A 23156-nucleotide genomic window follows, 5' to 3' on the forward strand; every position below is an offset into this window, starting at 1 on the left:
AGTTGGCCGCCGAGATCCTGATCAATAACAGCAGCGAATGATTATTTCGAATATCACTCAACCTTTTACCGAAGGAGGCAGCCACATGCCGAAACCAAATACGCCGTTTACACCGATTGCCCCTGACCGGCTGCAATTCCAATTCACCAACAAAGGCTGGCTGCTGGCTGGGCTGTTGCCGCTTATGATGAACGCCGGCTGCAGCGACCAGGACAAACCCACACAATCCGTTGTCCGCCCGGTGAAGGTGTTTCGCATCGAGCAAAACGCCGTCGCCGGCGCCAGAAGTTTTGCCGGGGAAGTCCGGGCCAGATTCGAGACGCCCTTATCCTTCCGAGTGGCCGGTAAACTGCTGGAGCGCAAAGTGGACGTCGGCGACTCCGTGCGTAAAGGCCAACTGCTGGCGATACTGGACGGCAACGATTACCGCCTGGCCGTGCAGGGCCTTAAGGCTCAGCTGGCTTCCTCCCTGGCCGACAGTAATTTTCTGCGCGACGATCTGGTGAGATACCGCGAATTACTGAACCAGCAAGTCATCAGTCCGCCGGAGTTCGAGCGTCACGAAACCGCTTATACCACGGCGCGGGAGCGGGCGGCGGCGCTGGCAGCGCAATTGGCCGAGGCGAACAACCAGCTGAGCTATACCGAATTGCATGCCGACCGCGACGGCGTGGTCACGGCCTTGGCTGTCGAGGCCGGACAGGTGTTGGCGGCGGGTCAGGCCGTGGTGACGCTGGCCCAGCTCGACGAAAAGGAAATCCACTTCGACCTGCCCGAACACCGGCTACGAGAAATCCAGCTTCAACAAGAAGTTAATACGTCTTTGTGGTCCGACGACAATCGACTGCTCAAGGCCAGAATCCGCGAGATCGCCTCGGCCGCCGACCCGGCCAGCCGCACCTATCGCGTCAAGGCCAGCTTGCTGGAAGGCCTGGACGCCGCGCAATTGGGCATGACGGCAACGGTGCATATCGATGCAAACACCGCCTCCGGCATCGCCATCCCACTTTCCGCCGTCTATACCCCGCAAAACCAGCCCGATCATCCTTTAGTCTGGCTGATCGACGAGCAGGCGGCTACCGTCAAATCCGTGCCAGTTAAGCTTGGCGAAACGCAGACCGGCGAACGCATTGCCGTCGAGGGAGTAACCGCAGGCCAATTACTGGTCAGCGCCGGCGTCCAACGTCTGGCAGAAGGTCAGGCCGTGCGCTTGCCGCAAGAAAATGCATCGGCTAAGCATGCTGCAAAAGAGGGGCAACTATGAAAGCATTCAACCTTAGTGAGTGGGTGCTTAACCATCGCTCCTTCACCGGCTTTATGCTGGCTTTGGTGGTGCTCGGTGGGGTGTTCGCGTATCACATGCTAGGTCAGCAAGAAGATCCACCGTTCACCTTCCGGATCATGGTGGTCAAGACCCTCTATCCCGGCGCCACCGCGCTGGAAGTCGAGCAACAATTGACCGATCGGCTGGAAAAGAAAATCCAGGAGCTGCCCAACCTGGATTATTTGCGCAGTTACTCCAAACCCGGCGAATCGGTGATTTTCGTCACCCCGCGCGAGGATATACCACCCAGCGAGATCCCTGAGCTTTGGTATCAGGTGCGCAAGAAGGTCGACGATATTCGCATGACCTTGCCACCCGGCAGCATCGGGCCGTTTTTCAACGACGAATTCGGCGATACCTACAGCCTGATCTACGCCTTTTCCGGCGAGGGCTTTAGTTATGCCGACCTGAAACTGGCAGCCGATTCGGTCCGCCAACAGTTGTTGCGGGGCAAGGATGTCGAGAAGGTCGATCTGATCGGCGTGCAGGACGAAAAGATTTTCGTTGAGTTTTCCGATAAAAAGCTGGCCGAATTGGGCCTGGATACGGCGGCGGTTGCCCAGGCCTTGCAGGCACAAAACGTCATGGCGCCGGCCGGCACGGTGTTTTCCGCGCAACGCAATCTGCCGATACGCCTGACGGGCTCGTTCGACTCGGAAGAGAGCGTCGCCAATATGGCGGTGCGCATCGCTAATCGCACCTTCAAGGTCAAGGATTTCGCCCAGGTGAATCGCGACTATATCGATCCCGCCGAATTCACGATGCGTTTCAACGGCAAACCGGCCCTCGGCCTCGGCGTGACGATGAACAAGAAAGGCAACGTGATCGCCCTGGGAAAAAACTTGGAGGACACGCTGGCCGGCATCAAAAACGAATTGCCGTTGGGCATGGACGTGGAGCCAGTCGCCAATCAAGCGCATGTGGTGAAAAACCAGATGGCGGAATTCGGCCAAACCTTCTTCGAAGCCTTGGCCACCGTGTTGGTAGTCAGCTTCTTGAGTCTGGGCTGGCGCACCGGCTCAGTGGTAGCGCTAACCGTGCCGCTGGTGCTGGCGGCCACCTTGCTGGTCATGCTGCTGTGCGGCATCGATCTGCAAAGGATTTCATTGGGCGCGTTGATTTTGGCGCTGGGCCTGCTAGTGGACGATGCGATGATTGCCGTCGAGATGATGGCCCGCAAGCTGGAAGAAGGCTGGGACCAGATGCGCGCCGCGACCTATGCGTATACTGCCACCGCCTTTCCGATGCTGACCGGCACCTTGATCACCATCGCCGGATTCCTGCCGGTGGGTCTGGCGCAATCCTCGGCCGGCGAATATACCGTGGCGATCTTTCAGGTGGTCGGCATTTCGCTGATCCTGTCGTGGATAGGCGCGGTGGTGTTCACCCCGTATTTGGGATTCTTGATCCTCAGGGTGCATGCCAACGCCGACGGCCCGATCCACGACTTGTTCGACACGCCGTTCTACAACCGGCTGCGGCGTTGGGTGGATGCCTGCGTGGCGCACCGTAAGAAAGTCATTATCGCCACGCTGGCTTTGTTCTGCCTCGGCGTCGTGGCCTTAACCCACGTTCCCGAACAGTTCTTCCCGCTATCTAACCGGCCGGAAGTCATCGTCAACCTGTGGCTGCCGGAAGGCAGTGCCTTCGAGCAAACCGAAGCCGCCGCCAAACGCATGGAAGCGCTGTTAGCCAAGGACGAGGACGTGGAACACGTCGCCAGCTATATCGGCAGCGGCACGCCGAGGTTTTTCATGTTGATCGTGCAGCAATTGGCGAATACCAATCTGGCCGAATTGGTGGTGATGACCAAGGATAACAAGGCGCGCGAACGGGTGATGCAGCGCGTCCGGCAGATTCTGGAGACGGATTTCCCGAATGTCAGGGGCCGGGTCAAACGGCTCAATGTCGGGCCGCCGATGGATTATCCGTTGGCATTCAGGGTGCTCGGCGAAAACCCCAACATCGTGCGCGGCATTGCCGAGCGGGTAGCAGAGGTCGTGCGTAACCATCCCGGCACCGTGGATGTCAACGACGACTGGCATGACCGCATGCCGTCGTTCCGGCTGATGTTGGATCAGGACAAGGCCCGCGCCCTGGGCGTGTCGACGGCCAGTCTGTCGCAAGCCTTGCAGGCGCATTACGCCGGCATCCCGGTCGGGCAATTGCGCGAACAGGATAAATTGATAGACATCGTCTGGCGGGCCAGCCCCGAATTGCGCACCGCCGCCGACCAATTGCCGGACGTCGCGGTGCGCACGGCCAATGGCAAGTCGGTAGCGCTGTCGCAGTTCGTCAAGTTCGAGACCGTGTTCGAGGACGGCGTGCGTTGGCGGCGCAACCGTTTCCCGACCATTTCGGTACGGGCCGACGTGGCCGACGGCAAGATGGCACCGGACGTGGCGGCGGAAATCGTCCCGAAACTTAAACCGATACAGGACAGCCTGCCGGCCGGTTATTTCATCGAAACCGGCGGTTCCAAGGAAGACGCGGTAAACGCGCAAAAGTCGATTCTGATCTGGATTCCGCTGGTGTTGATCGTCACGCTGATCTTGTTGATGATGCAATTGCAGAACCTGTCCAGGACGTTCATGGTGTTCAGCACCGCGCCGCTGGGCGTGATCGGCGCGGCCTTCGCCTTGCTGTTGTTCCGGGCGCCGTTCGGCTTCGTCGCGCTGCTCGGCATCCTGGCGCTGGCCGGCATGATCATGCGCAACTCGGTGATTCTGGTGGATCAGATCGATCAGGACGAACAATCGGGACTCGACACCTGGTCGGCCATCGTCGAATCGACGGTGCGGCGGTTCCGACCGATCATGCTGACCGCCGCTGCGGCGATCCTGGCGATGATACCGCTGTCGCGCAACGACTTCTTCGGCCCGCAGGCCATCGCCATCATGGGTGGATTGACGGTGGCGACTGTGTTGACGGTGTTCTTCCTACCGGCGTTGTATGCGGCGTGGTTCAGGGTGGAGAGTGCGAACGAAGGTCATAAAGCCCTCACCTAATGGCTTTTCATCAAGCCAACAATTCTTCCCCCTTTGAAAAAGGGGGATCGAGGGGGATTTATTAAAAAAATCTCCCCCAGCCCCTCTTTTTCAAAGAGGGGCGAAGAATAGCGGTAGGGTACGCAATGCGTACCTTTTTAAAGTCTCTGCAAATGTTAAAGCCCAGAAGGTACGCGGTGCGTACCCTACGCGGCGCCCACGGAGTTTTACAATGAATTACCAATATTTAACACCGCTAATCCTACTGTCCCTGGCTGGTCTAATCGCCTGTACGCCAACCCGTGTCGGCGACCAAGTGGCGCTCAATAGCCCGGCAACCTGGCAACACGCGCCCAACACCCAAACCACTAAAACGGCAGATCTGAAAACTTGGTGGCAAGGTTTCAACGATCCCTTGCTGAATGAGTTGATAGACAAGGCCTTGGCCGCCAACCACGATCTGAAAATCGCCACCGCCCGCGTCCGTGAAGCTAATTCGATGGTGATCGTCGCCGAAGCGGCGCTGTACCCCAGTCTAGATTTCTCGCTGTCCGGCGGCAGGGAAAAACGCATCGACCGCATCGTCGGCGTACCGAGCGGGCAAGGCATCAAATTGATTACGCCGACCGCCGATGCCGTCAGCGGCGGACTGGCGGCGCGCTGGGAAATCGACGTGTTCGGCGGCCGGCATTTGGAAGCAGAAGCCGCCGCCGCGCAAGCCCAAGGCAGCCAGGAAGGCTTGCATGCGGCGCAAGTCGGTTTGCTGGCCCAGGTGGCGACCAATTATCTGGAGCTGCGCGGCGTGCAGCAACGCATCGGCATTCTGCAAAACAATATCGCCTTGCAACGCGAACGCTTACGGACTTTACAGGTATTCCTTAAAGCCGGGCTGGCTAACGAGCCGGACCTTGCCCGTCAGCAAACGCTGTTGCAGGGCACCGAAGCGACGCTACCGCAACTGACCAATGCCGAGCAAAACTTGATCCATCGTTTGGGCGTGTTATTGGGTGAGCCGCCGGAAAGCCTCGGAAACCGCTTGGCCGTTGTTAGCCCTTTGCCGAAGCAAGCACCGGCCATCCCCAACCTGCTACCGGCCGATTTGCTCGCGCAACGGCCGGATCTGCGTTTGGCGCAAACTGAAGTCAGCGCGGCGGCGGCCAGCCTGGGTTCGGCGCGGGCCGATCTTTATCCCAAGATAGTTTTGTCGGCGAGTGGCGGTCTAGGCGCGATTGCGGTCGGCGGTTTTCCGAGCCTGGCCGATAGCGTTTATGCGCTGGGTTCCGGCCTTTCCGCACCCATCTTCAATGCGGGACGCATCCGCGCCCAGATTACCGCCGCCGATGCGCGGCTGGAGCAAGTTGCGGCTAATTATGAGAAGACTTTTTTGCTGGCTTTGGAAGACGTCGAAAATGCCTTCGTCGCGCACCGTTCCGCGAACGATAGCTTAGGAAAACTGACCGAAGCGGAAGCCTCGGCGGAAAAAGCCTACCGGCTTGTCGATACCTTGTATAGTCGCGGCGCAGGGAATTATTTGGCTGTTTTGGATGCCCAACGCAGCAAGCTGGCTGTCAGCGACGAACGCGCCAAAGCCGAAACGGCGGTCGGCGTGGCGATGGTGTCGTTGTACCGGGCTTTTGGTGGCGGCTGGACAGTTGATTCATTGGTGAGTGGGATCGACAATGAATCGATCGCTAGCCGCGACAAGCAATAGCAAAATCAACGAAAGTCATATCATTTTGCATACAGGAAACCACATGACGAAATTTTATCGGCAACCCTTAACCGCGTATTGTCCATGAATAACGACCCTATTATTTCCATACGAGGGGTCAGCAAGACCTACGCCGGTGGTTTCCAGGCATTGAAAAACATCAACCTGGACATAAAGCGCGGTGAGATATTTGCTTTGCTCGGCGCCAATGGCGCCGGCAAAACCACGTTGATCGGCGTCATCTGCGGCATTGTCAACGCCAGTGCTGGCACCATCATCGCCGACGGCCACGACACCGTCCGAGACTATCGCGCCGTGCGCGCCGCCATCGGCTTGGTGCCGCAGGAATTGCATACCGACGCCTTCGAGTCGGTGTGGGCCACGGTCAGTTTCAGTCGTGGCCTGTTCGGCAAGCCGCCCAACCCTGCTTATATAGAAAAAGTGCTGCGCGATTTATCGTTGTGGGACAAGCGCGACGCGAAAATCATGTCGTTGTCCGGTGGTATGAAACGCCGGGTGCTGATCGCCAAGGCTTTGTCGCATGAGCCGACGATATTGTTTCTGGACGAGCCGAGCGCTGGCGTGGACGTGGAATTGCGGCACGACATGTGGCGCATGGTCCGCGAGCTGCGCGCCAACGGCACCACCATCATTTTAACGACCCATTACATCGAAGAAGCCGAAGACATGGCGGACCGCATCGGCGTCATCAATAAAGGCGAATTGATCATCGTCGAAGACAAAGCCGTGCTGATGCGCAAGCTCGGCAAGAAGCAGCTGACGCTGACTTTACGCCAGCCCATGTCCGAGATTCCGTCCGAACTTGACGCTTGGTCGTTAGCGCTGACAGCAGATGGCGAACGCTTAGTCTACAGCTTCGACACCCAGGAAGAAGAGACCGGTATTGCCGAGCTGTTGCGCCGGCTAAGCGAACACGGTATCGATTTCAAAGACCTGAGCTCCAGCGAAAGCTCGCTGGAAGACATTTTCGTCAGCCTGGTCCAACAATCCCAAGGAACGCAATCATGAACATCTACGGCATTCGCGCCATTTACCGCTTCGAAATGGCCCGCACCTTTCGCACGCTGGCGCAAAGCATCGCCGCGCCAGTGTTGACCACCTCGCTGTACTTCATCGTCTTCGGCAAGGCCATCGGCTCGCGGATGGGCGACATCGACAGCGTCAGTTACGGTGCCTTCATCATCCCCGGCCTGGTGATGCTGAATCTGCTCAACGAAAGCATCTCCAACGCCTCGTTCGGCATCTATATGCCCAAGTGGGCCGGCACGATTTACGAACTACTATCGGCACCGGTTTCCTGGGTCGAAGTGCTAATCGGTTATGTGGGGGCGGCCGCGACCAAGTCGGTGATGTTGGGCCTGCTAATTCTAAGCACCGCCCGCCTATTCGTGCCCTACGAGATAGCTCATCCGCTGTGGATGATCGGCTTTTTGCTGCTGACGGCAGTGACCTTCAGCCTGTTCGGCTTCATCATCGGCCTGTGGGCCGACAGTTTTCAGAAGCTGCAAGTGGTGCCAATGCTAGTTGTGACGCCGCTGACTTTCCTGGGCGGCGCGTTCTATTCGATCAATATGCTGCCGCCCTTGTGGCAGAAAGTCACCTTGTTTAATCCGGTGGTGTATTTGATCAGCGGCTTTCGCTGGAGCTTTTACGGCATGGCCGACGTGGATGTCGCGATGAGCATAGGCATGACGTTTGGCTTTCTGACCGTCTGTTTGATTTTTGTCTGGTGGGTATTTAAAACCGGGTACAAGATTAGAAATTAAGTCTGAAGCAACGTAGCTTAGTAGGGTACGCAGCGCGTACCCTTTGGCTTATCAGATAGTGCTCAGTATCTCTTCGATCAACGCCGGGCCTTTATAGATCAAGCCGCTATAAATCTGCACCAGACTGGCGCCGGCCGCGAGTTTTTCCTGGGCGTCTGTGCCGCTTAATATGCCGCCGGCCGCGATAATCGGTAGTTTGCCGTTCAATTCTGCTGCCAAGTCTTTCACCACCCGAGTCGAACTGTCTTTAACCGGCGCGCCGCTCAAGCCGCCGGCTTCGTTGGCGTGGATATGGCCCTGGATTTTATCGCGGGCGATGGTGGTGTTGGTGGCAATCACCCCGTCGATGCCAAATTCCAACAACAACCCCGCGATGTGGCGGATTTCTTCATCCGTTAAATCCGGCGCGATTTTTACCGCGATGGGCGTGTACTTGCCCTGTGCCGCTTGCAACTTCAGTTGTTCTTCCTTCAATGCGCTGAGTAGTTGCTTGATCTCGTCCCCTTGCTGCAGTTGGCGTAAATTCTTGGTGTTGGGCGAGGAAATGTTGATGGTGATATAGCTCGCTGCCGCGTAACTTTTCCTGAGACCGATCAAATAATCTTCAGTCGCGTTTTCCAATGGCGTATCGGCGTTCTTGCCAATATTGATGCCCAAAATGCCGCGATATTGGCATTTACCGACTTGTTCCAGCAAATGATCGATACCCTGGTTATTAAAACCCATCCGGTTGATGATGGCCTGGTGTTCCGGCAGGCGGAACAGGCGCGGTTTGGGGTTGCCGGGTTGCGGGCGCGGGGTGACGGTGCCGATTTCGATAAAGCCAAAACCCAACTCGGCCAACGCATCAATGTAATCGCCGTTTTTATCCAGGCCGGCAGCCAAGCCAAGCGGGTTTTTGAAATTCAAGCCCATCACTTCGACCGGCTTGTCGCTGACTTTGGGTTTGCTCAAAACCGACAAGCCGCTGCGCTGGGCCAGTTTTAACAAATCCAGCGTGACATGATGCGCGGTTTCCGGGTCCAGGGAGAACAGTAAAGGGCGTAACAAAGGATAAAAATTCATGGCGCGGTTGCTCGAGTTAGCGAATACGGGGTCGGGTCTATTTCGGTGGGGCGCTGCAAAATCAGGTCCGCCAACAGCTTTGCGGAAGCCGGTCCCATCACCAAGCCATTTCTAAAATGGCCGGCATTGATGCTGAGATTGTCAATTTTGGGATGTTGTCCAACCGTCGGTATGCCTTGCGGGCTGCCTGGGCGCAGGCCGGCCCAATGATGGCAAACGGGATAGTTTTTCAAGGTCGGCAGTAATTCGGTGGCGAATTGGTAAAGCTGTTGCTTGGCGTCTTCTGTGGTGACTTTGTGAAAGCCGGCTAGCTCCACGGTGCTGCCCGCCAGGATTTTGCCGTCGCGGCGCGGGATCAAATATTGATCGCCGTCCAGCACCATATAAGGCAAGGTGCTGGGGGTGGCGTCGAACAGTAGCATCTGCCCTCTGACCGGCTTGATTTGCAGGTCTACCGGCCAATCCGGCAATAACTCCTGCATTAAATCGGTGGTCCAGGCGCCGGTGCTGACGATCAGGTGTTGAGCGGAGTAGGTCCCGTTGTTGGTGTCAATGCGTTCAACTCGGTGGTTGGCGATGTCGATCTTGCGAATTTCGGTGCTATCGAGAAATTTCACGCCGGCTTGTATTAAGTAAGCGTGGAGCGATTTTAATAATCTGGGATTGCGGGCCTGGGCAATTCCCGGCAGCCATAGCGGTTGGTCGAGATCGCTGGTAAACGGCTCGGTCAAGGCCGTTGCGGCCGGCTGGTAGTCGATGTGGTAATGCTCGCACCATTCTATGGCTTGTGCGTAGTCCGGATTTTTGCAGATCAGCATGCCGCAGTCATACCATTCAGGGTCGATACCGGTCGCGGCGAGCAGGTCCCGGCTTAAGGCCGGGTATTTTTTTAAGCTGTTGACCGCTAAATCAGAGATCGCTGCGGCTTGGCGCCAGGGATAAATCGGCAGCAAAATGCCGCCGCCGGCCCATGAGGATTCCTGGCCCGGTTTGGATTTGTCGAGGATGGTGACGTCGCGGCCGGCCAGGCGCAGTTCGCGAGCGGCTAATAGGCCGCTGATACCGCCGCCGATGATCAGAATATCCAGGTGTGTGGTCATGCAAATGCCGAGGAAAACGGGTGTAAGAAGGCTTTTTTAAGGTAACACGAAGGCGGCTTATTTTGATAGGGTTTGCCGATTGTCCATGGGTGTGTGAAAAAGCAAATGGCTGTTGTTAATTTTTGACAAATATGGATTATAGTTTACAAAGTATTTGTATCTTATTGATATAAAACAAATTTTTTGAGTAAAAAAAATAGACTTAAAACTTGTAAGGCTAGTGTTTTGCTGCTATTATTGCCCACGTGAAGAAATCCTGTGTTGCTTTAAAGCTATTCAGTCTTAACAATAATTACCCTTGGGGGGAACAACAATGAGTTTTACTAAAAGCAAATTAGCGCTGGGTGTTGCCGCAGCGTCTTTAACAATGGCTGGAGCATTCATTGCCCCACAAGCCCAAGCTGCCGGTTCCAGTGCCGAGCGCGTCGCTGACGCTGCCGCCAGAAAAACCGAAGCTCTGGAAGCGCAAATGCAACAAATGGCCGAGCAAATGCAAGCCATGCAAGCTGAATTGAGCCGTGTTAAATCTTCATCTGCCAGCTCCACTGCTGCGAATGCAAAAGTTCAAGAGTTGGATCAATGGATGGCGTCTGTTAAATCAACACCTGCTCAAGCGTCTGCAAAAGATAACTTGGTAGCGGTTCGTGGCGGTTGGCAAGCTTTGGATCACGCCAGAGGAAGCACTGTTTTTCCAACGCATAATGGCGCATTCTTATCCAACAACCAAAACAACGAAGGTTTTTACTTCGGTGGTGCGTTTGATTTTAACGTGAACAACGATTTGTTCGGATTGGTGGATGACACCTCTTTCGCTATTGAGTTGGGTATTGAATATGCTCAGTACGGTACTGGTGCAAACACTGTGTCGAGTGGTTACTATGTACCATCTCTCAATGCAACGGCGATTACTGATGACACTCAAGCAACCGATGCTCGCTTGAGAATCAATGCTTCTCCAAAAATCAAATTCATGCATGGCAGCAAATTCCGTCCTTGGTTGATTCCTGTCGGTCTGGATATCAACATTCTGGGCGTGCCTTCCAACGCGGTTTCCGTGTTGAATGCTGGTATGAACTTCGGTGCTGGCGCAGAATATGACATCTTCAGAGGCATCGTATTGGGTTCCGACGTGCGTTACCACTACTCCACAAGCAAATTGGACGGTACACCTACCGACGGTTTCAGTGCTGGCGGTTACTTAGGTTTCAAATTCTAAGTTAACACTTAGTTAGCATGCAAAAGGGAAGGTGTCACAGCCTTCCCTTTTTTTATGGATGAAAAACAATGAAAACCCTCTATCCGGATATTTCGCCGTTTCATACCTTTTTTCTGGAAACCGATAGCGAGCATCGCGTCTATGTCGAGCAATCCGGCAATCCGGCCGGTATTCCGGCGATTTTTTTGCATGGCGGGCCGTGTTCCGGCACCAAGCCGGATCATCGGCGGTTTTTCGATCCCGAGCGCTACCACATTATCCTGATGGACCAGCGTGGCTGCGGATTATCCGAGCCGTTTGGTGAATTGCAAGGCAATACCACTCAGGATTTGCTGGCCGATATGGAGCGTATCCGCACGCAATTACGGATTGATAGTTGGTTGTTATTCGGCGGTTCCTGGGGTGGTACGTTGGCTTTGCTTTATGCTCAGCAGCATCCGACACAGGTGTTGGCTATGATCTTGCGCGGCGTGTTTTTAGCGCGGCAGGCCGATATGGAGTGGTTTCTGGGTAACGGCGTCAATAAAATCTACCCCGAACGCTGGCAGATCTTGCTGGATGCTTTGCCCAATTTGCCGGATGCCAATGTCCTGGAGCGATTGGTGGAGGCGATTTTTGGTGCCGATCAGGATGTAGCTAAACGTGCTGCTCAACAATGGCAAGCCTGGAGCGGGCAAGTGGCGCTGGGCAATGACTATCTGGAAAGTATGGAGTCGGTTAGCGAGCAAATGCTACGGCAAGTAAAAATGGAATTGTCTTATGCCATCCATGATTATTTCATCCGCGAAAATCAAATCCTGGAAAACTGTGCGGCGTTACAGTCGATACCAACTATCATCATTCACGGCAGAAACGATTTGACCTGTCCTATAGAAGCCGGTTGGCGCCTGCATCAAGCGTTGCCGCAATCTCGTTACGTAGTGCTGCCAAATGCCGGCCACATTGCGCGGGGCGACGAAATGATCGATGCGTTAGTATCCGCGACCGATGAGATGGCCAGGCTTTTAGCGTAGACAAGGGCATTATGAGCAATAAAAAACGACTGGTCATCGGCATGACCGGCGCAACCGGGGCTATTTACGGCGTCAGGATGCTGCAAATATTGCGAGAGCAAGACGAATGGGAAACGCATCTGGTGGTATCGTCCGCCGGTTTGGTTAACCTGAAATACGAACTAGATATGGATCGGGCTGCTTTGTATGAACTGGCGGATGTTACGCATGGCATAAACGATATTGCTTCCTGTATTGCCAGCGGCTCTTTCAAGACCGAAGGCGTGGTGATTGCGCCGTGTTCGATGAAGACGCTGGCGGCGGTAGCGCATGGGTTTGGCGATAACTTGATTTCCAGAGCGGCGGACGTGGCGTTGAAAGAGCGCCGCAAAACGGTGCTGGTGCCCCGCGAGACCCCGTTAAATTTGGCGCATATCCGCAATATGGCCAGCGTCACGGAAATGGGCGGGATTATCTATCCGCCAATGCCGGCTTTTTACAACAAGACCGATTCCGTGCGGGCAATGGTTGATGAGGGGGTGGGGCGAATTCTGGATATGTTTGGGGTTGACGCGACGGGGCTATTCAAGCCTTGGACGGGTCTGGGCGGTTAAGTTTTTATCGGTCTCGACTAAATACGGGGTTTTTGCCGGGTAAATAGTCGGTCTTCAATTGACAGGGTGCCTTATTCTGATTTAGAGTTGCCGCACTCGCGAAAAATGCCCATCGACAAAGGCTTGCGGCGCTCTCGACTTAAAGACCTGAAAATGGTGTTTGGTTGGGGGGTGGGTCTTAAAACAATAACTGTAACTATAACAATCGGAGCACATAAATATGGCAAGACCATTAATTCAAATGGCGTTGGATTCACTGGATTTCAACCAAACTGTCGAATTGGCTGATAAAGTAGCGCCTTATGTCGATATTTTTGAAATCGGCACTCCTTGCATTAAATACAACGGTATCAACCTGGTCAAAGAACTGAGACAACGTTACCCAGACAAATTGTTGTTGGTTGACTTGAAAACCATGGACGCCGGCGAATACGAAGCAGGCGCTTTCTACGCTGCAGGCGCAGACATCTGCACCGTGTTGGGCGTATCCGGTTTGGCTACTATCGCTGGCGTTATCAAGGCAGCAAAAAAACACGCTGCCGAAACCCAAATCGACTTGATCAACGTGGCTGACAAAGCCGAGTGCGCGAGAGAGTCTGTTAAATTGGGCGCGCAAATCGTCGGTATTCACACCGGTTTGGATGCACAAGCGGCAGGCCAAACCCCATTTGGCGACTTGAACGACATTGCTCGTTTGGGCTTGGGCGTACGTATTTCTGTTGCCGGCGGTATTAAACAAGCGACTGTTCAACAAGTCGTTGAAGCTGGCGCTAACATCATCGTGGTTGGTGCTGCTATCTATGGCGCACCATGCCCAGCAACAGCTGCTCGCGAAATCCGCGAACTGGTTGACGCTGCTGCTGCATAAACCAGCTTTGTCAATTCCTATTTGTTAGGAAATATAAGGACGGGTGGTTTGCGCCACTCGTCCTTTCGTTCGTTATAACCCCCAGTTTTTACCGGGTACGGCCGATCACGAGCCGGCTCGCACTACCAGATTCAAAGGAGAATTAAACATGCCTTCGCGCCGAGACTTAGCGAACGCCATCCGCGCACTTAGCATGGACGCCGTACAGAAAGCCAACTCCGGGCACCCCGGTGCCCCGATGGGGATGGCCGACATCGCAGAAGTATTGTGGAATGATTTTCTGCAACACAACCCCAGCAACCCTAAATGGCCCAACCGCGACCGCTTCATTTTGTCCAACGGCCACGGCTCCATGCTGATTTATTCCTTGCTGCACTTGGCCGGCTACAACCTGCCGATCGAAGAACTGAAACAGTTCCGCCAACTGCACTCCCAAACCCCAGGACACCCTGAATACGGTTACACCGAAGGTGTGGAAACCACCACAGGTCCCTTGGGACAAGGCATTACCAACGCGGTAGGCTTTGCTTTGGCCGAACGTACCCTGGCCGGTCAATTCAACCGTCCCGGTCACGACATCGTCGACCACCACACCTACGTATTCCTGGGTGACGGTTGCTTGATGGAAGGTATCTCCCACGAAGCCTGCTCCCTGGCCGGCTCCATGAAACTGGGCAAACTGATCGCCTTCTACGACGACAACAACATCTCCATCGATGGCGAAGTCCGTGGTCATGGCAACGTTGCCGGCTGGTTCCTCGACGACACCCCGAAACGCTTCGAAGCCTACGGCTGGCACGTCATTCCTAAAGTCGACGGCCACAACCCCGACGCCATCAAAGCCGCGATTGAAGAAGCCAAAAAAGTCACCGACAAGCCCAGCATCATCTGCTGCCAAACCATCATCGGTTTCGGCTCGCCGAACAAACAAGGCAAAGAAGAATGCCACGGTGCGGCCTTAGGTGAAGCTGAAATCGCCCTGACCCGCGAACAACTGGGCTGGCCGCACGCGCCGTTCGACATTCCTGCCGACATCAAAGCCGGTTGGGACGCCAATGCCAAAGGCGCCCAACTGGAAAGCGCCTGGAACGCCAAATTTGCTGCCTACAAAGCCGCACACCCTGAACTCGCGGCCGAATTCGAACGTCGCGTGATCAAAAACCAACTGCCTGCCGATTGGGCTGAAAAATCCAAAGCGTTTATCGCTGCGGTGGATGCCAAAGGCGAAACCATCGCCAGCCGCAAAGCCTCACAAAACACCTTGAACGGCTTTGGCCCCTTGTTGCCCGAACTGCTGGGCGGCTCTGCCGACTTGGCGGGCTCCAACCTGACCCTGTGGTCCGGCTGCAAAGACGTCAACCAACCGGGCTTCGATGGCAACTACGCCTACTACGGCGTGCGCGAATTCGGTATGTCCGCCATCATGAACGGCATCACCCTGCACGGTGGCTTCAAACCCTACGGCGCCACCTTCCTGATGTTCTCGGAATACGCCCGTAACGCCCTGCGCATGGCCGCGTTGATGAAAATCCCGACCATCTTCGTTTACACCCACGACTCCATCGGTCTGGGCGAAGACGGCCCGACCCACCAACCGGTCGAACAAACCGCCACCCTGCGCATGATTCCCAACATGCACGTCTGGCGTCCTTGCGACGCGGTCGAGTCGGCTGTTTGCTGGAAAGCCGCTATCGAACGTCAAGACGGACCGAGCACTCTGATCTTCTCCCGTCAAAACCTGCCGCACGTGCCTCGCACCGCCGCACAAATTGACGCGATCAGCAAAGGGGGCTACATCCTGAAAGACAGCGATGGCACGCCGGACGCGATCATCATTGCCACCGGCTCTGAAGTGGAATTGGCATTGAAAGCGGCCGATGCACTGGCTGCGAAAGGCAAAAAAATCCGCGTGGTGTCACTACCGTCTACCAACGTCTTCGAAGCGCAAGACCAAGCTTACAAAGACAGCGTATTGCCGCCAAGCGTGACCCAGCGCGTGGTAGTAGAAGCGGGAGTAACCGACAGCTGGTGGAAATACGCCGGCAGCGCGGGTAGAGTCGTAGGATTGGACCGTTTCGGCGAATCGGCCCCGGCAGGTCAGCTCTTCAAAGAGTTCGGCTTTACCGTGGACAATGTCGTCGCTAATGTGGAAGCTGTGCTTTAATAGGCGCTAATTGAAAGGCCTGTCGGTGACGAGGTTGCCGGCAGGCCCGTCTTTAATCAATAGAGTAAGGTGGAATCATGATAAACACGCAATTGATTAAGAAGTTTTTAACGGGCTTGCTGTTTGCTGCATCGGCTGCCGTCAGTGCCCAGGAATATCCTGCCGCGGATTTTCAACCTAAGGTTCTCTACAGAGATCCTGCTATTGCGGAAGTCGCCAAGGCCAGTTCTCCGGTCGCCGCTACCAGTAATGCTAGTGCGCCTTGCGCCGAAGCAAAGCAGGAGCCGACGTCAGAAGTTGATGCCAAGTACCCGGCAGCCAGTTTTCAGCCTAAAGTAGTATTCAGCGCGGCGGGTTCCTAGTATTTTTAGGCTATACCGTGAATTTGATGAACTCGTCGTCTAGACACATAACAATTATTACATTCAGGAGTATTCTCAAATGGCAACAAACAGTTTGATGAATAGCTTATTCGGCTTTTTGTTCGACAATTCGAGCAGTAGTGATAGTCGGTCGGAAGCTTATTCTCGTGTCGACAGCGAAGACGCGCAATTGACCGGTGTAGCCCGTTATCTGCAAAAACTTGAGCCGCCAAAGCCGGAGCTGGACGAAAACGGTCAGCCGTTGACCGGGGTGGCGAAATATCTAGCCTTGCAAGCGCAATTGGAAAAAGCTCGGCAAGCCGTCGAAGAGGCGGCTGTCGTGGATCCGGTTGTCGAGGAAACAGTAGAAGAAGAAATTGAAGAAGTTGCCGAAGTAGTAGAAGAGCTTGTTGAAGAGGTGACCGAAAGCGAGCCGGTTGCGACGGGTGTCGATAAATATCTGACTCAACAAGCGGAAAATCCGGTTACTCGAGTTGCCAAATACCTGATCAAGCAGTTGATTTTGTCTAAAGAAGCGCCGGTGACTGGGGTTTCTAAATACATTACCAAAAATGATCGCGAAGACCATGCGGTGACCAATGTTGCTAAATACGTCATTCGGCAAAATATGCAGAGCGGTTCGACGCCATTGGTTACCGGCGTTGCCAAGTATGTGTTGAAGCAAGATGTCTTGGCAAAAGACGCGCCAATCGCAACTGGTGTGAGCAAATACGTCACCAAGCAAGCTTTGTTGGCGAAAGATGCGCCACTAGTAACCGGTGTGGCTAAGTATGTCGCTCAACAGGAGCGCTTATTAAAAGAGCAGGCACCTTTGACCGGCGTTGCTAAATTTTTGGCGGAGCAGGCGGCCGCGGATAGAAAAGCGGCAGCTGCGGCTTTGATTGCCCGATATGTTGCAGCGGAAGCACTAGCTCAACAGGAAAAAGCGGAGGCCCAATTGAATCAAGAACAAAATGCTCAGCAAGAATTGGCCGAGGAATTGGCATTTGAGGGTTCCGCTGTAGAGCGTTACCTGGCTAGGCAGGCTGCGTCTGCCCAACAAGCGCCAAAGCCAACCGGTGTTGCCAAATATCTGGCTAAACAGTTGCAATTGCAAAGCCAGGCAGAGCCTTTAACCGGTGTTGCCCGTTACCTTGCCAAGCAGGCAATATTGACCAGACAGTTGCCGCCGCCTACTGGTGTCAGCAAGTATTTAGCCAAGCAAATATTAGCGCAAAAACCTGTTGCCGAAGTGAGCTCGGTTAGCCGATATGTCACTAAGCATGAGTTGCTGGATAAGGATTCGAAAGAACTCACTGGTGTAGCCAGATACATGTCCAAACAGGACGCACTAGCAAAGGATGCGCCTGGCGTGTCGGGTGTGGCGCGTTACATGGCAAAGCAAGCCTTGCAGTCCAAGAATGAGGTCGTGGCTAGAACTACCGGGGTAGAGAAATACTTACGTAAACAGGCTTAGTACCTGCCTGAAGAAGCCGGCACTTTATTTTGGAAGTGCCGGTTTTTTTATGCCTGCTGGTTTTAGTGTGTCGAAGGGAGCCGGCAAGCCATGGATTTATACGGCTTTACCGAATCTGTATTATCATGACTACCCACATTCAAATTTTTTGCAGGGATCTTGATGTCTCGTTTATTGGGTTTTAGCTTGATGTTGTTTTTGCCGATCGTTGCTTTTGCCGCAGGCCCTGATGCCAACGAATTGGCGCCAGTTCCGGAACCGCCTGATTTACCGGCTCCGGTGCAGTCAGGGGAAGAGATGGAGCCCGACATTACCATTATTCGTAAAGGCAAAGATACTATTCAGGAGTTTCGCCGCAACGGCAAGCTATACATGGTGAAAATTCAGCCCCAGGTTGGCCCTGCTTACTACATGCTGGATACCAACGGCGACGAGCAGATGGATGTAAAAAAAAATGATTTGGACGAAAACACCAATATCAACAAGTGGACTTTGTTTGAATGGGATTTTAATTGAGCTTATTGAATGTATCCTCCCAATACGACGCCCTGAGATTACTCGGCAATTTTTAGCAGCCAGCCGCCGTCCGCATCGCATTTACTGACTTTTGCTTTGGCTTTCACCGAGATTCTGACGACCGTGTTTTTAAGGTCGTCAGACAGTTTACCTTTCACCAAATAGAACGTGTCCTTGTCTTCAATTTGAACCGCGACAGGTTGCTGTTTAATGCTGACATGAATGTGGCCCGGCCCATTGCTGCCGGAAACCGCAAATGAAAACTCCGAACCCGGTTTGACTGTGGCTAAATGTTCCGGCGTGTAGCGGCTAATTTTAGCGTTGATGCACCCGCTGCCCTCTGCGCCGCCGCTGGTTCCGCCGTGACCGCCATGGCTGGGTGTGGATTGCGACCAAGCAGAATTGCCGAAACCGATAGTCAGCAATACGATGGCAAAAAGACGTGCGTGCATGGGTGTTCCTCATGTTCTTGTTTTAGGATGGCTGCGATTATATGTTTTAAGCCTGCAAGTTTGAAGCGCAAGCTATAAATGGTCTGACGGTATTGATTTGATCTTTCTGCCGGGATTGGTTTACATTGCGTTACGGTTTGGTTTGCATATTAACAACAATAAAATGGGGGAGAAGATGTTATTTCTGGCTAAGTTATGCGGTATTTTGACCTTGGTTTGGTTTTATATGGCGGCGAAAAATCATGGCGGCCCGTTAATTAATTGGTCTGTGATCGGTCTGATAGGGTATTGGCTGACTTGGTGGTTATCTAAAATGCTGATCGTGGTGCCTTTGGCGGGTATGGTAACCCAGCATTCGGTGCCTGAGTTTTTGCTTACCCAATTACCCGTATTCGTCGCATTGGCAGCTTGCTATCTGATTAGAAAGAAATTGATCGCCAGTTTGCCGGCCGCTGGGCAATAAATGCCCAAAAATGTGCTGATAACCGGTGCGGCAAGACGCATCGGTGCGGCGTGTGCCCGCTTACTGCACGGTGAGGGTTGTAATGTGATTTTGCATTACAACCGCTCCGATGCAGACGCTTTACGTTTAGCTGCCGAGTTGAATGCCGTGAGAGCCGAATCGGCAAGGGTATTAAGCGGCGATTTATCGGTGTTCAGCGGCGTCCAGAAGTTGGCCGAAAATGCAGTAGCTCAGTGGGATGGTGTCGATGTTTTGGTGAATAACGCGTCCTTGTTTCAATCCGTACCCTTTGGGCAAGTCACGGAACAGGACTGGGATTTGGTCATGGCTAGTAATCTGAAAGCGCCGTTTTTTTTGACACAAGCGTTGTGGTCGTCACTAAAAGTTAAACACGGCTGTGTAGTCAATATCGCCGATATTCACGCCGAGACAGGTTTGCCGGGCTTTCCGGTTTACAGCATGGCTAAAGCCGGTTTGGTGGCAATGACGCGGATATTGGCCAGGGAAATGGCGCCGGAGGTCCGCGTTAACGCGGTGGCTCCGGGCGCTATTTTATGGCCGGAGCAAGATGTAGATGAAGCGGAGCGGGTGGAAATCTTAAAAAAAGTGGCCTTGCAGCGTCGCGGCGAAGCAGACGATATTGCCAAAGCAGTAAGGTTTTTGGTTGGCAGCGCCGATTATATTACCGGTCAAGTATTGACGGTAGATGGAGGACGGACACTGTTTCGCTGAAGTTTACAGGGTGTTATTTCTCGAGTTTGGTTTGGCGTAAATCGTGTTTGTCGAAATCGTGCCACAGATCTTTGTAACAACGCTTGCTTATCGGGTGAGTGGCGTTTGGCGCAATTTCCGCTAAAGGCTCCAGTACGAAGGCATAATGTTCTATTTCATCGCGCGGAATTTGCAGTCTACCGTCACTGATGATTTGGTCGCCGTATAAAATCAAGTCCAAATCCAGAGTTCGGGCCGAGAATTTTTGACTTTCCCTGCTACGGCCGTGGTCCAGTTCGATTTGCTTCAGCAATTTGGCGACTTCTTTCGCGGATAATGCCGATTCGAATTGCACGACGAGGTTATGAAAGCTGTCGCCGACAAAGCCAACCGGCTCGCTTTCGAAGATACTGGAAATGGTCAGCTCTCCGAACAATTCGCGTAGCGTGAGCAGGCTGGCTGGAATGTGAATTTCCTTATCTATATTGCTGCCGATGCTGATATATCCGGTAGGCATGACTATCTTTCGCCGCGTTCGATGATGATGCCGACGTCGCGAGCGCGGCTAATCGCGCCTTTCTTGTTTAGGGTGATTTTTACCCAGGGAATCGCAAATTCGCTGCGTAAAATGCCGGCAATTTCTTCTATCAGCTTTTCCACTAAATAAAATTCGCTGTGCTCGACAAAGCTGACAACGCGATCCGAAACGGCTTTATAGTCCAGTGTGTGGGCAATATCGTCGCTGGCGGCGGCTTTTTGGATGTCAAAGCCCATTTCAATGTCCAGGATGATTTTTTGTTTAATCTTCCTTTCCCATTCGTAAATACCTATCACAGTATCGATTTCAAGCCCGCCTAAAAAGATGATGTCCATCGTTGCTTTCCGGTTATTATATTTCTTGAAGAGGCGGCAGTATCGAGTAAATAGCGCCGCTGTACAAGTATTGACGAGAGGTTGATTAAATGATGGATTGGTTGTTGGTGCCTTTGGCTTACTTAACTGGCTCGGTGTCTAGTGCGATTATCGTCTGTAAGATGATGGGCTTGGCGGATCCTCGGGAAAACGGTTCCGGTAATCCGGGGGCAACCAATGTTATGCGTATCGGCGGTAAAAAGGCTGCGGCGATTACTTTGCTCGGTGACGCTTTGAAAGGGCTATTACCGGTGTTGTTGGCGAAGGCGTTGGCGGTCGATAGTATGGTTCTTTCCTTGGTCGTGTTTGCCGCTTTTTTGGGGCACCTTTATCCGATTTTTTTTGAATTTAAAGGTGGCAAAGGTGTGGCAACATCGCTGGGCGTGACACTCGGTGTCGCTTGGTTGTTGGGTTTGGTGGTGGCTGCCACCTGGTTTGTTGTTTACAAAATAGGCAAAATTTCGTCGTTAGCTGCTTTGGTGGCGGCAACATTAACGCCTCTGTATGTTTGGCTGATTGTTGGCGATGTCAAATTGACCACTACCTTTACCACTATTTCTCTGATTTTGCTGTGGCGGCATAAAAGCAATATTCAGCGCTTATTGGCTGGGCAAGAGTCTTGATCAAAGGCTGATTAGCTGCCCCATCGGCCAGCGCGGCCGGGCGAAAATTTCCAGGTTTTGGGTTTGCCCCGCCATTAAGCGCTGGCATCCTGCATAGGCAATCATCGCCCCGTTATCGGTGCAAAATTCTGGTCGGGGAAAGCGTATTTCGGCCCCTTCCTTGGCGGCCATCTGTTGTAATTGTTTCCGAATCTCGTGGTTGGCGCTCACGCCGCCGGCTACGATCAATGTTTTCAACTGCGTCTGTTGTAAAGCCCGTTTGCATTTGATGCTTAATGTTTCCGCGACGGCTTGTTGAAATGCGAAAGCGATATCCGCTTTGTCCTGCTCGGATTGCTCGGTGGCATGCAGCGCGTTCATTGTGAAGGTTTTCAGGCCGCTAAAACTAAATTCCAACCCTGGTCTGTCGGTCATCGGTCGGGGGAATTTGAAGCGATTTTGACCATCGCGCGCTAACTCAGCCAATTTGGGGCCGCCGGGATAGTCCAGGCCTAACAACTTTGCAGTTTTGTCGAAAGCTTCGCCCGCGGCATCGTCCAGCGATTCTCCGAGTAAGCGGTATTCGCCAATCGCGTGGACTTCAATAAGCAGGGTATGGCCGCCTGAAATGAGTAATGCGACGAAAGGGTAGGCGGGCGGATTATCTTCCAGCATCGGCGCCAATAAATGTCCTTCCATATGGTGCACGGCGATAGCGGGTATTTGCCAAGTCCAGGCCAGGCTTTGGGCGGTGGCGGCCCCAACCAATAATGACCCCATCAAGCCGGGGCCTGCGGTATAAGCAATGCCTTCAATGTCATTGGCTGTTAATTCGGCTTCTTTCAATAGCGCTTTGATTAGCGGAACCAGTTTGCGGATATGGTCTCTTGAGGCTAGTTCAGGAACGACGCCGCCATACTCGGCGTGCGTGGCAATTTGGCTGTATAAGGTGTGGGCAATTAAGCCCTTGCTAGCATGGTACACGGCGACTGCCGTTTCGTCGCAAGAGCTTTCTATGCCTAAAACGTACATTAGTTTTTGAATAAAAGAATTTTATGAGTATAATCGGCCGTTTTCGGCGGGCTTGCTATCGCCGATAGCGTCAAAAGATACTAACATAAATCGGATTATTGATAATGCCATCAGTTAAAGTTAAAGAGAACGAACATTTTGACATCGCGATTCGTCGCTTCAAACGTGCGTGCGAAAAAGCCGGTGTATTGGCTGAAGTGCGCCGCCGCGAGTTTTATGAGAAGCCAACCACCGAGCGTAAACGCAAAGGTGCTGCGGCAGTTAAGCGTCATTTGAAAAAGCTGGCTCGTGAACGCTATGCGCTGAAAAATCTGCGTCGCGGTCGTCCACAAATTTAAGGCAGACAATGGATGCGTTAAAAAAGCGTATCACGGACGATATGAAAGCCGCGATGAAAGGCGGCGAAAAAGGCAGGCTGGGTGTAATCCGTATGATTTTGGCTGCTATCAAGCAGGTTGAAGTCGACGAGCGTATCGAGCTAAGTGATGAGCGAATCATCCTTGTGCTCGATAAAATGCTGAAGCAGCGGCGCGAGTCCATCAAGCAGTTCCGAGACGCTAGTCGCAACGATTTGGCCGAAATCGAGGAAGCTGAAGTGCTGGTTATTCAAGATTTTCTACCACAACCGCTCAGTGATGCTGAAATCGATGGCATGGTCGCCGACGCTATCGCTAAAGTGGGCGCCACATCGGTAAAGGACATGGGTGGTGTGATGGCTTTGCTTAAGCCGCAAATGCAAGGTAGAGCTGACATGGCGAATGTCAGTGCGAGAATCAAGGCCTGTTTTATCGCTTAATATCT

At 53.5% G+C, this 23156-nt stretch carries 24 protein-coding genes; 18 read left to right on the plus strand and 6 right to left on the minus strand.

What is annotated here, in order from left to right:
- Nucleotides 1-85: 85 nt before the first annotated feature.
- The 5 genes from ACH5Y9_RS23285 to ACH5Y9_RS23305 all read left to right on the plus strand — a co-directional run bounded on the left by ACH5Y9_RS23285 (nt 86) and on the right by ACH5Y9_RS23305 (nt 7809).
- Complete coding sequence (locus tag ACH5Y9_RS23285; protein WP_445367757.1) at nt 86-1264, plus strand: efflux RND transporter periplasmic adaptor subunit; 1179 nt, start codon at nt 86-88, stop codon at nt 1262-1264.
- On the plus strand, nt 1261-4332 hold the full coding sequence (locus tag ACH5Y9_RS23290) for an efflux RND transporter permease subunit (RefSeq protein WP_445367758.1): 3072 nt from the start codon (nt 1261-1263) through the stop codon (nt 4330-4332). The genes ACH5Y9_RS23285 and ACH5Y9_RS23290 overlap by 4 nt, the downstream gene beginning before the upstream one ends.
- Nucleotides 4333-4543: 211 nt before the next feature.
- Complete coding sequence (locus ACH5Y9_RS23295) at nt 4544-6022, plus strand: efflux transporter outer membrane subunit (protein WP_445367759.1); 1479 nt, start codon at nt 4544-4546, stop codon at nt 6020-6022.
- An 84-nt stretch (nt 6023-6106) separates the two neighbouring features.
- Nucleotides 6107-7051 (plus strand): ABC transporter ATP-binding protein, encoded by a 945-nt coding sequence (locus tag ACH5Y9_RS23300; RefSeq protein ID WP_445367760.1) that lies wholly within the window; start codon nt 6107-6109, stop codon nt 7049-7051.
- The gene (locus tag ACH5Y9_RS23305; RefSeq protein ID WP_445367761.1) at nt 7048-7809 is read left to right on the plus strand and encodes an ABC transporter permease; all 762 of its coding nucleotides are present in this window, start codon (nt 7048-7050) and stop codon (nt 7807-7809) included. Before ACH5Y9_RS23300 ends, ACH5Y9_RS23305 begins: the two co-directional genes overlap by 4 nt.
- A 51-nt stretch (nt 7810-7860) precedes the next feature.
- On the opposite strand, the gene ACH5Y9_RS23310 is transcribed toward ACH5Y9_RS23305, so the two are convergent.
- A complete protein-coding gene (locus tag ACH5Y9_RS23310; protein WP_445367762.1) occupies nt 7861-8874 on the minus strand; it encodes a quinone-dependent dihydroorotate dehydrogenase in 1014 nt (337 codons plus the stop codon).
- Nucleotides 8871-9974 (minus strand): NAD(P)/FAD-dependent oxidoreductase, encoded by a 1104-nt coding sequence (locus ACH5Y9_RS23315; protein ID WP_445367763.1) that lies wholly within the window; start codon nt 9972-9974, stop codon nt 8871-8873. The genes ACH5Y9_RS23310 and ACH5Y9_RS23315 overlap by 4 nt, the downstream gene beginning before the upstream one ends.
- A gap of 313 nt (nt 9975-10287) precedes the next feature.
- On the opposite strand from ACH5Y9_RS23315, the gene ACH5Y9_RS23320 reads away from it, so the two are divergent.
- From ACH5Y9_RS23320 to ACH5Y9_RS23355, 8 genes are all read left to right on the plus strand, one after another.
- On the plus strand, nt 10288-11190 hold the full coding sequence (locus ACH5Y9_RS23320; protein ID WP_033159370.1) for a hypothetical protein: 903 nt from the start codon (nt 10288-10290) through the stop codon (nt 11188-11190).
- A gap of 68 nt (nt 11191-11258) precedes the next feature.
- The gene (gene pip / locus ACH5Y9_RS23325) at nt 11259-12203 is read left to right on the plus strand and encodes a prolyl aminopeptidase (protein ID WP_205451511.1); all 945 of its coding nucleotides are present in this window, start codon (nt 11259-11261) and stop codon (nt 12201-12203) included.
- A gap of 11 nt (nt 12204-12214) precedes the next feature.
- Nucleotides 12215-12796 (plus strand): UbiX family flavin prenyltransferase, encoded by a 582-nt coding sequence (locus tag ACH5Y9_RS23330; RefSeq protein WP_171697371.1) that lies wholly within the window; start codon nt 12215-12217, stop codon nt 12794-12796.
- 220 nt (nt 12797-13016) lie between these two features.
- Nucleotides 13017-13664, plus strand: coding sequence for a 3-hexulose-6-phosphate synthase (hxlA, locus tag ACH5Y9_RS23335; protein WP_033159367.1), 648 nt, complete (start codon nt 13017-13019; stop codon nt 13662-13664).
- 148 nt (nt 13665-13812) lie between these two features.
- Complete coding sequence (gene tkt, locus ACH5Y9_RS23340; protein ID WP_445367727.1) at nt 13813-15828, plus strand: transketolase; 2016 nt, start codon at nt 13813-13815, stop codon at nt 15826-15828.
- 77 nt (nt 15829-15905) lie between these two features.
- Nucleotides 15906-16190 carry a hypothetical protein gene (locus tag ACH5Y9_RS23345; RefSeq protein WP_051670148.1) on the plus strand — a complete coding sequence of 95 codons (285 nt, stop codon included), beginning with the start codon at nt 15906-15908 and terminating at the stop codon, nt 16188-16190.
- 79 nt (nt 16191-16269) lie between these two features.
- Nucleotides 16270-17667 (plus strand): hypothetical protein, encoded by a 1398-nt coding sequence (locus tag ACH5Y9_RS23350; RefSeq protein ID WP_445367764.1) that lies wholly within the window; start codon nt 16270-16272, stop codon nt 17665-17667.
- Between the two features lie 189 nt (nt 17668-17856).
- Nucleotides 17857-18183 carry a DUF2782 domain-containing protein gene (locus tag ACH5Y9_RS23355; RefSeq protein WP_253734768.1) on the plus strand — a complete coding sequence of 109 codons (327 nt, stop codon included), beginning with the start codon at nt 17857-17859 and terminating at the stop codon, nt 18181-18183.
- A gap of 38 nt (nt 18184-18221) precedes the next feature.
- Here ACH5Y9_RS23355 and ACH5Y9_RS23360 read toward each other — a convergent pair whose 3' ends face one another.
- Nucleotides 18222-18635 (minus strand): hypothetical protein, encoded by a 414-nt coding sequence (locus ACH5Y9_RS23360; RefSeq protein WP_445367765.1) that lies wholly within the window; start codon nt 18633-18635, stop codon nt 18222-18224.
- Between the two features lie 175 nt (nt 18636-18810).
- Here ACH5Y9_RS23360 and ACH5Y9_RS23365 point away from each other — a divergent pair, with 175 nt between their 5' ends.
- Together ACH5Y9_RS23365 and ACH5Y9_RS23370 are read left to right on the plus strand one after the other, a co-directional pair.
- Nucleotides 18811-19098 (plus strand): hypothetical protein, encoded by a 288-nt coding sequence (locus tag ACH5Y9_RS23365; protein ID WP_445367766.1) that lies wholly within the window; start codon nt 18811-18813, stop codon nt 19096-19098.
- On the plus strand, nt 19099-19830 hold the full coding sequence (locus ACH5Y9_RS23370) for a pteridine reductase (protein WP_445367767.1): 732 nt from the start codon (nt 19099-19101) through the stop codon (nt 19828-19830).
- A gap of 13 nt (nt 19831-19843) precedes the next feature.
- Here ACH5Y9_RS23370 and folK read toward each other — a convergent pair whose 3' ends face one another.
- Both folK and folB read right to left on the minus strand, forming a co-directional pair.
- On the minus strand, nt 19844-20326 hold the full coding sequence (folK, locus tag ACH5Y9_RS23375; RefSeq protein ID WP_033157688.1) for a 2-amino-4-hydroxy-6-hydroxymethyldihydropteridine diphosphokinase: 483 nt from the start codon (nt 20324-20326) through the stop codon (nt 19844-19846).
- 2 nt (nt 20327-20328) lie between these two features.
- Nucleotides 20329-20682 (minus strand): dihydroneopterin aldolase, encoded by a 354-nt coding sequence (folB, locus tag ACH5Y9_RS23380; RefSeq protein ID WP_033157689.1) that lies wholly within the window; start codon nt 20680-20682, stop codon nt 20329-20331.
- An 89-nt stretch (nt 20683-20771) separates the two neighbouring features.
- On the opposite strand from folB, the gene plsY reads away from it, so the two are divergent.
- Nucleotides 20772-21344, plus strand: a complete 573-nt coding sequence (gene plsY, locus ACH5Y9_RS23385; protein WP_445367768.1) for a glycerol-3-phosphate 1-O-acyltransferase PlsY — start codon at nt 20772-20774, stop codon at nt 21342-21344.
- Here the strand turns inward: plsY and tsaD are convergent, their stop codons facing one another.
- Nucleotides 21345-22355: a tRNA (adenosine(37)-N6)-threonylcarbamoyltransferase complex transferase subunit TsaD gene (gene tsaD, locus ACH5Y9_RS23390; RefSeq protein ID WP_445367769.1), complete on the minus strand. Its 1011-nt coding sequence runs from the start codon at nt 22353-22355 to the stop codon at nt 21345-21347.
- 104 nt (nt 22356-22459) lie between these two features.
- Here tsaD and rpsU point away from each other — a divergent pair, with 104 nt between their 5' ends.
- Together rpsU and ACH5Y9_RS23400 are read left to right on the plus strand one after the other, a co-directional pair.
- Complete coding sequence (gene rpsU, locus ACH5Y9_RS23395) at nt 22460-22693, plus strand: 30S ribosomal protein S21 (RefSeq protein WP_020483611.1); 234 nt, start codon at nt 22460-22462, stop codon at nt 22691-22693.
- Nucleotides 22694-22701: 8 nt separating this feature from the next.
- Complete coding sequence (locus ACH5Y9_RS23400) at nt 22702-23151, plus strand: GatB/YqeY domain-containing protein (RefSeq protein WP_033157692.1); 450 nt, start codon at nt 22702-22704, stop codon at nt 23149-23151.
- The last annotated feature ends 5 nt before the right edge of the window (nt 23152-23156 follow it).

It is taken from the genome of Methylomonas sp. BW4-1 (assembly GCF_052474385.1).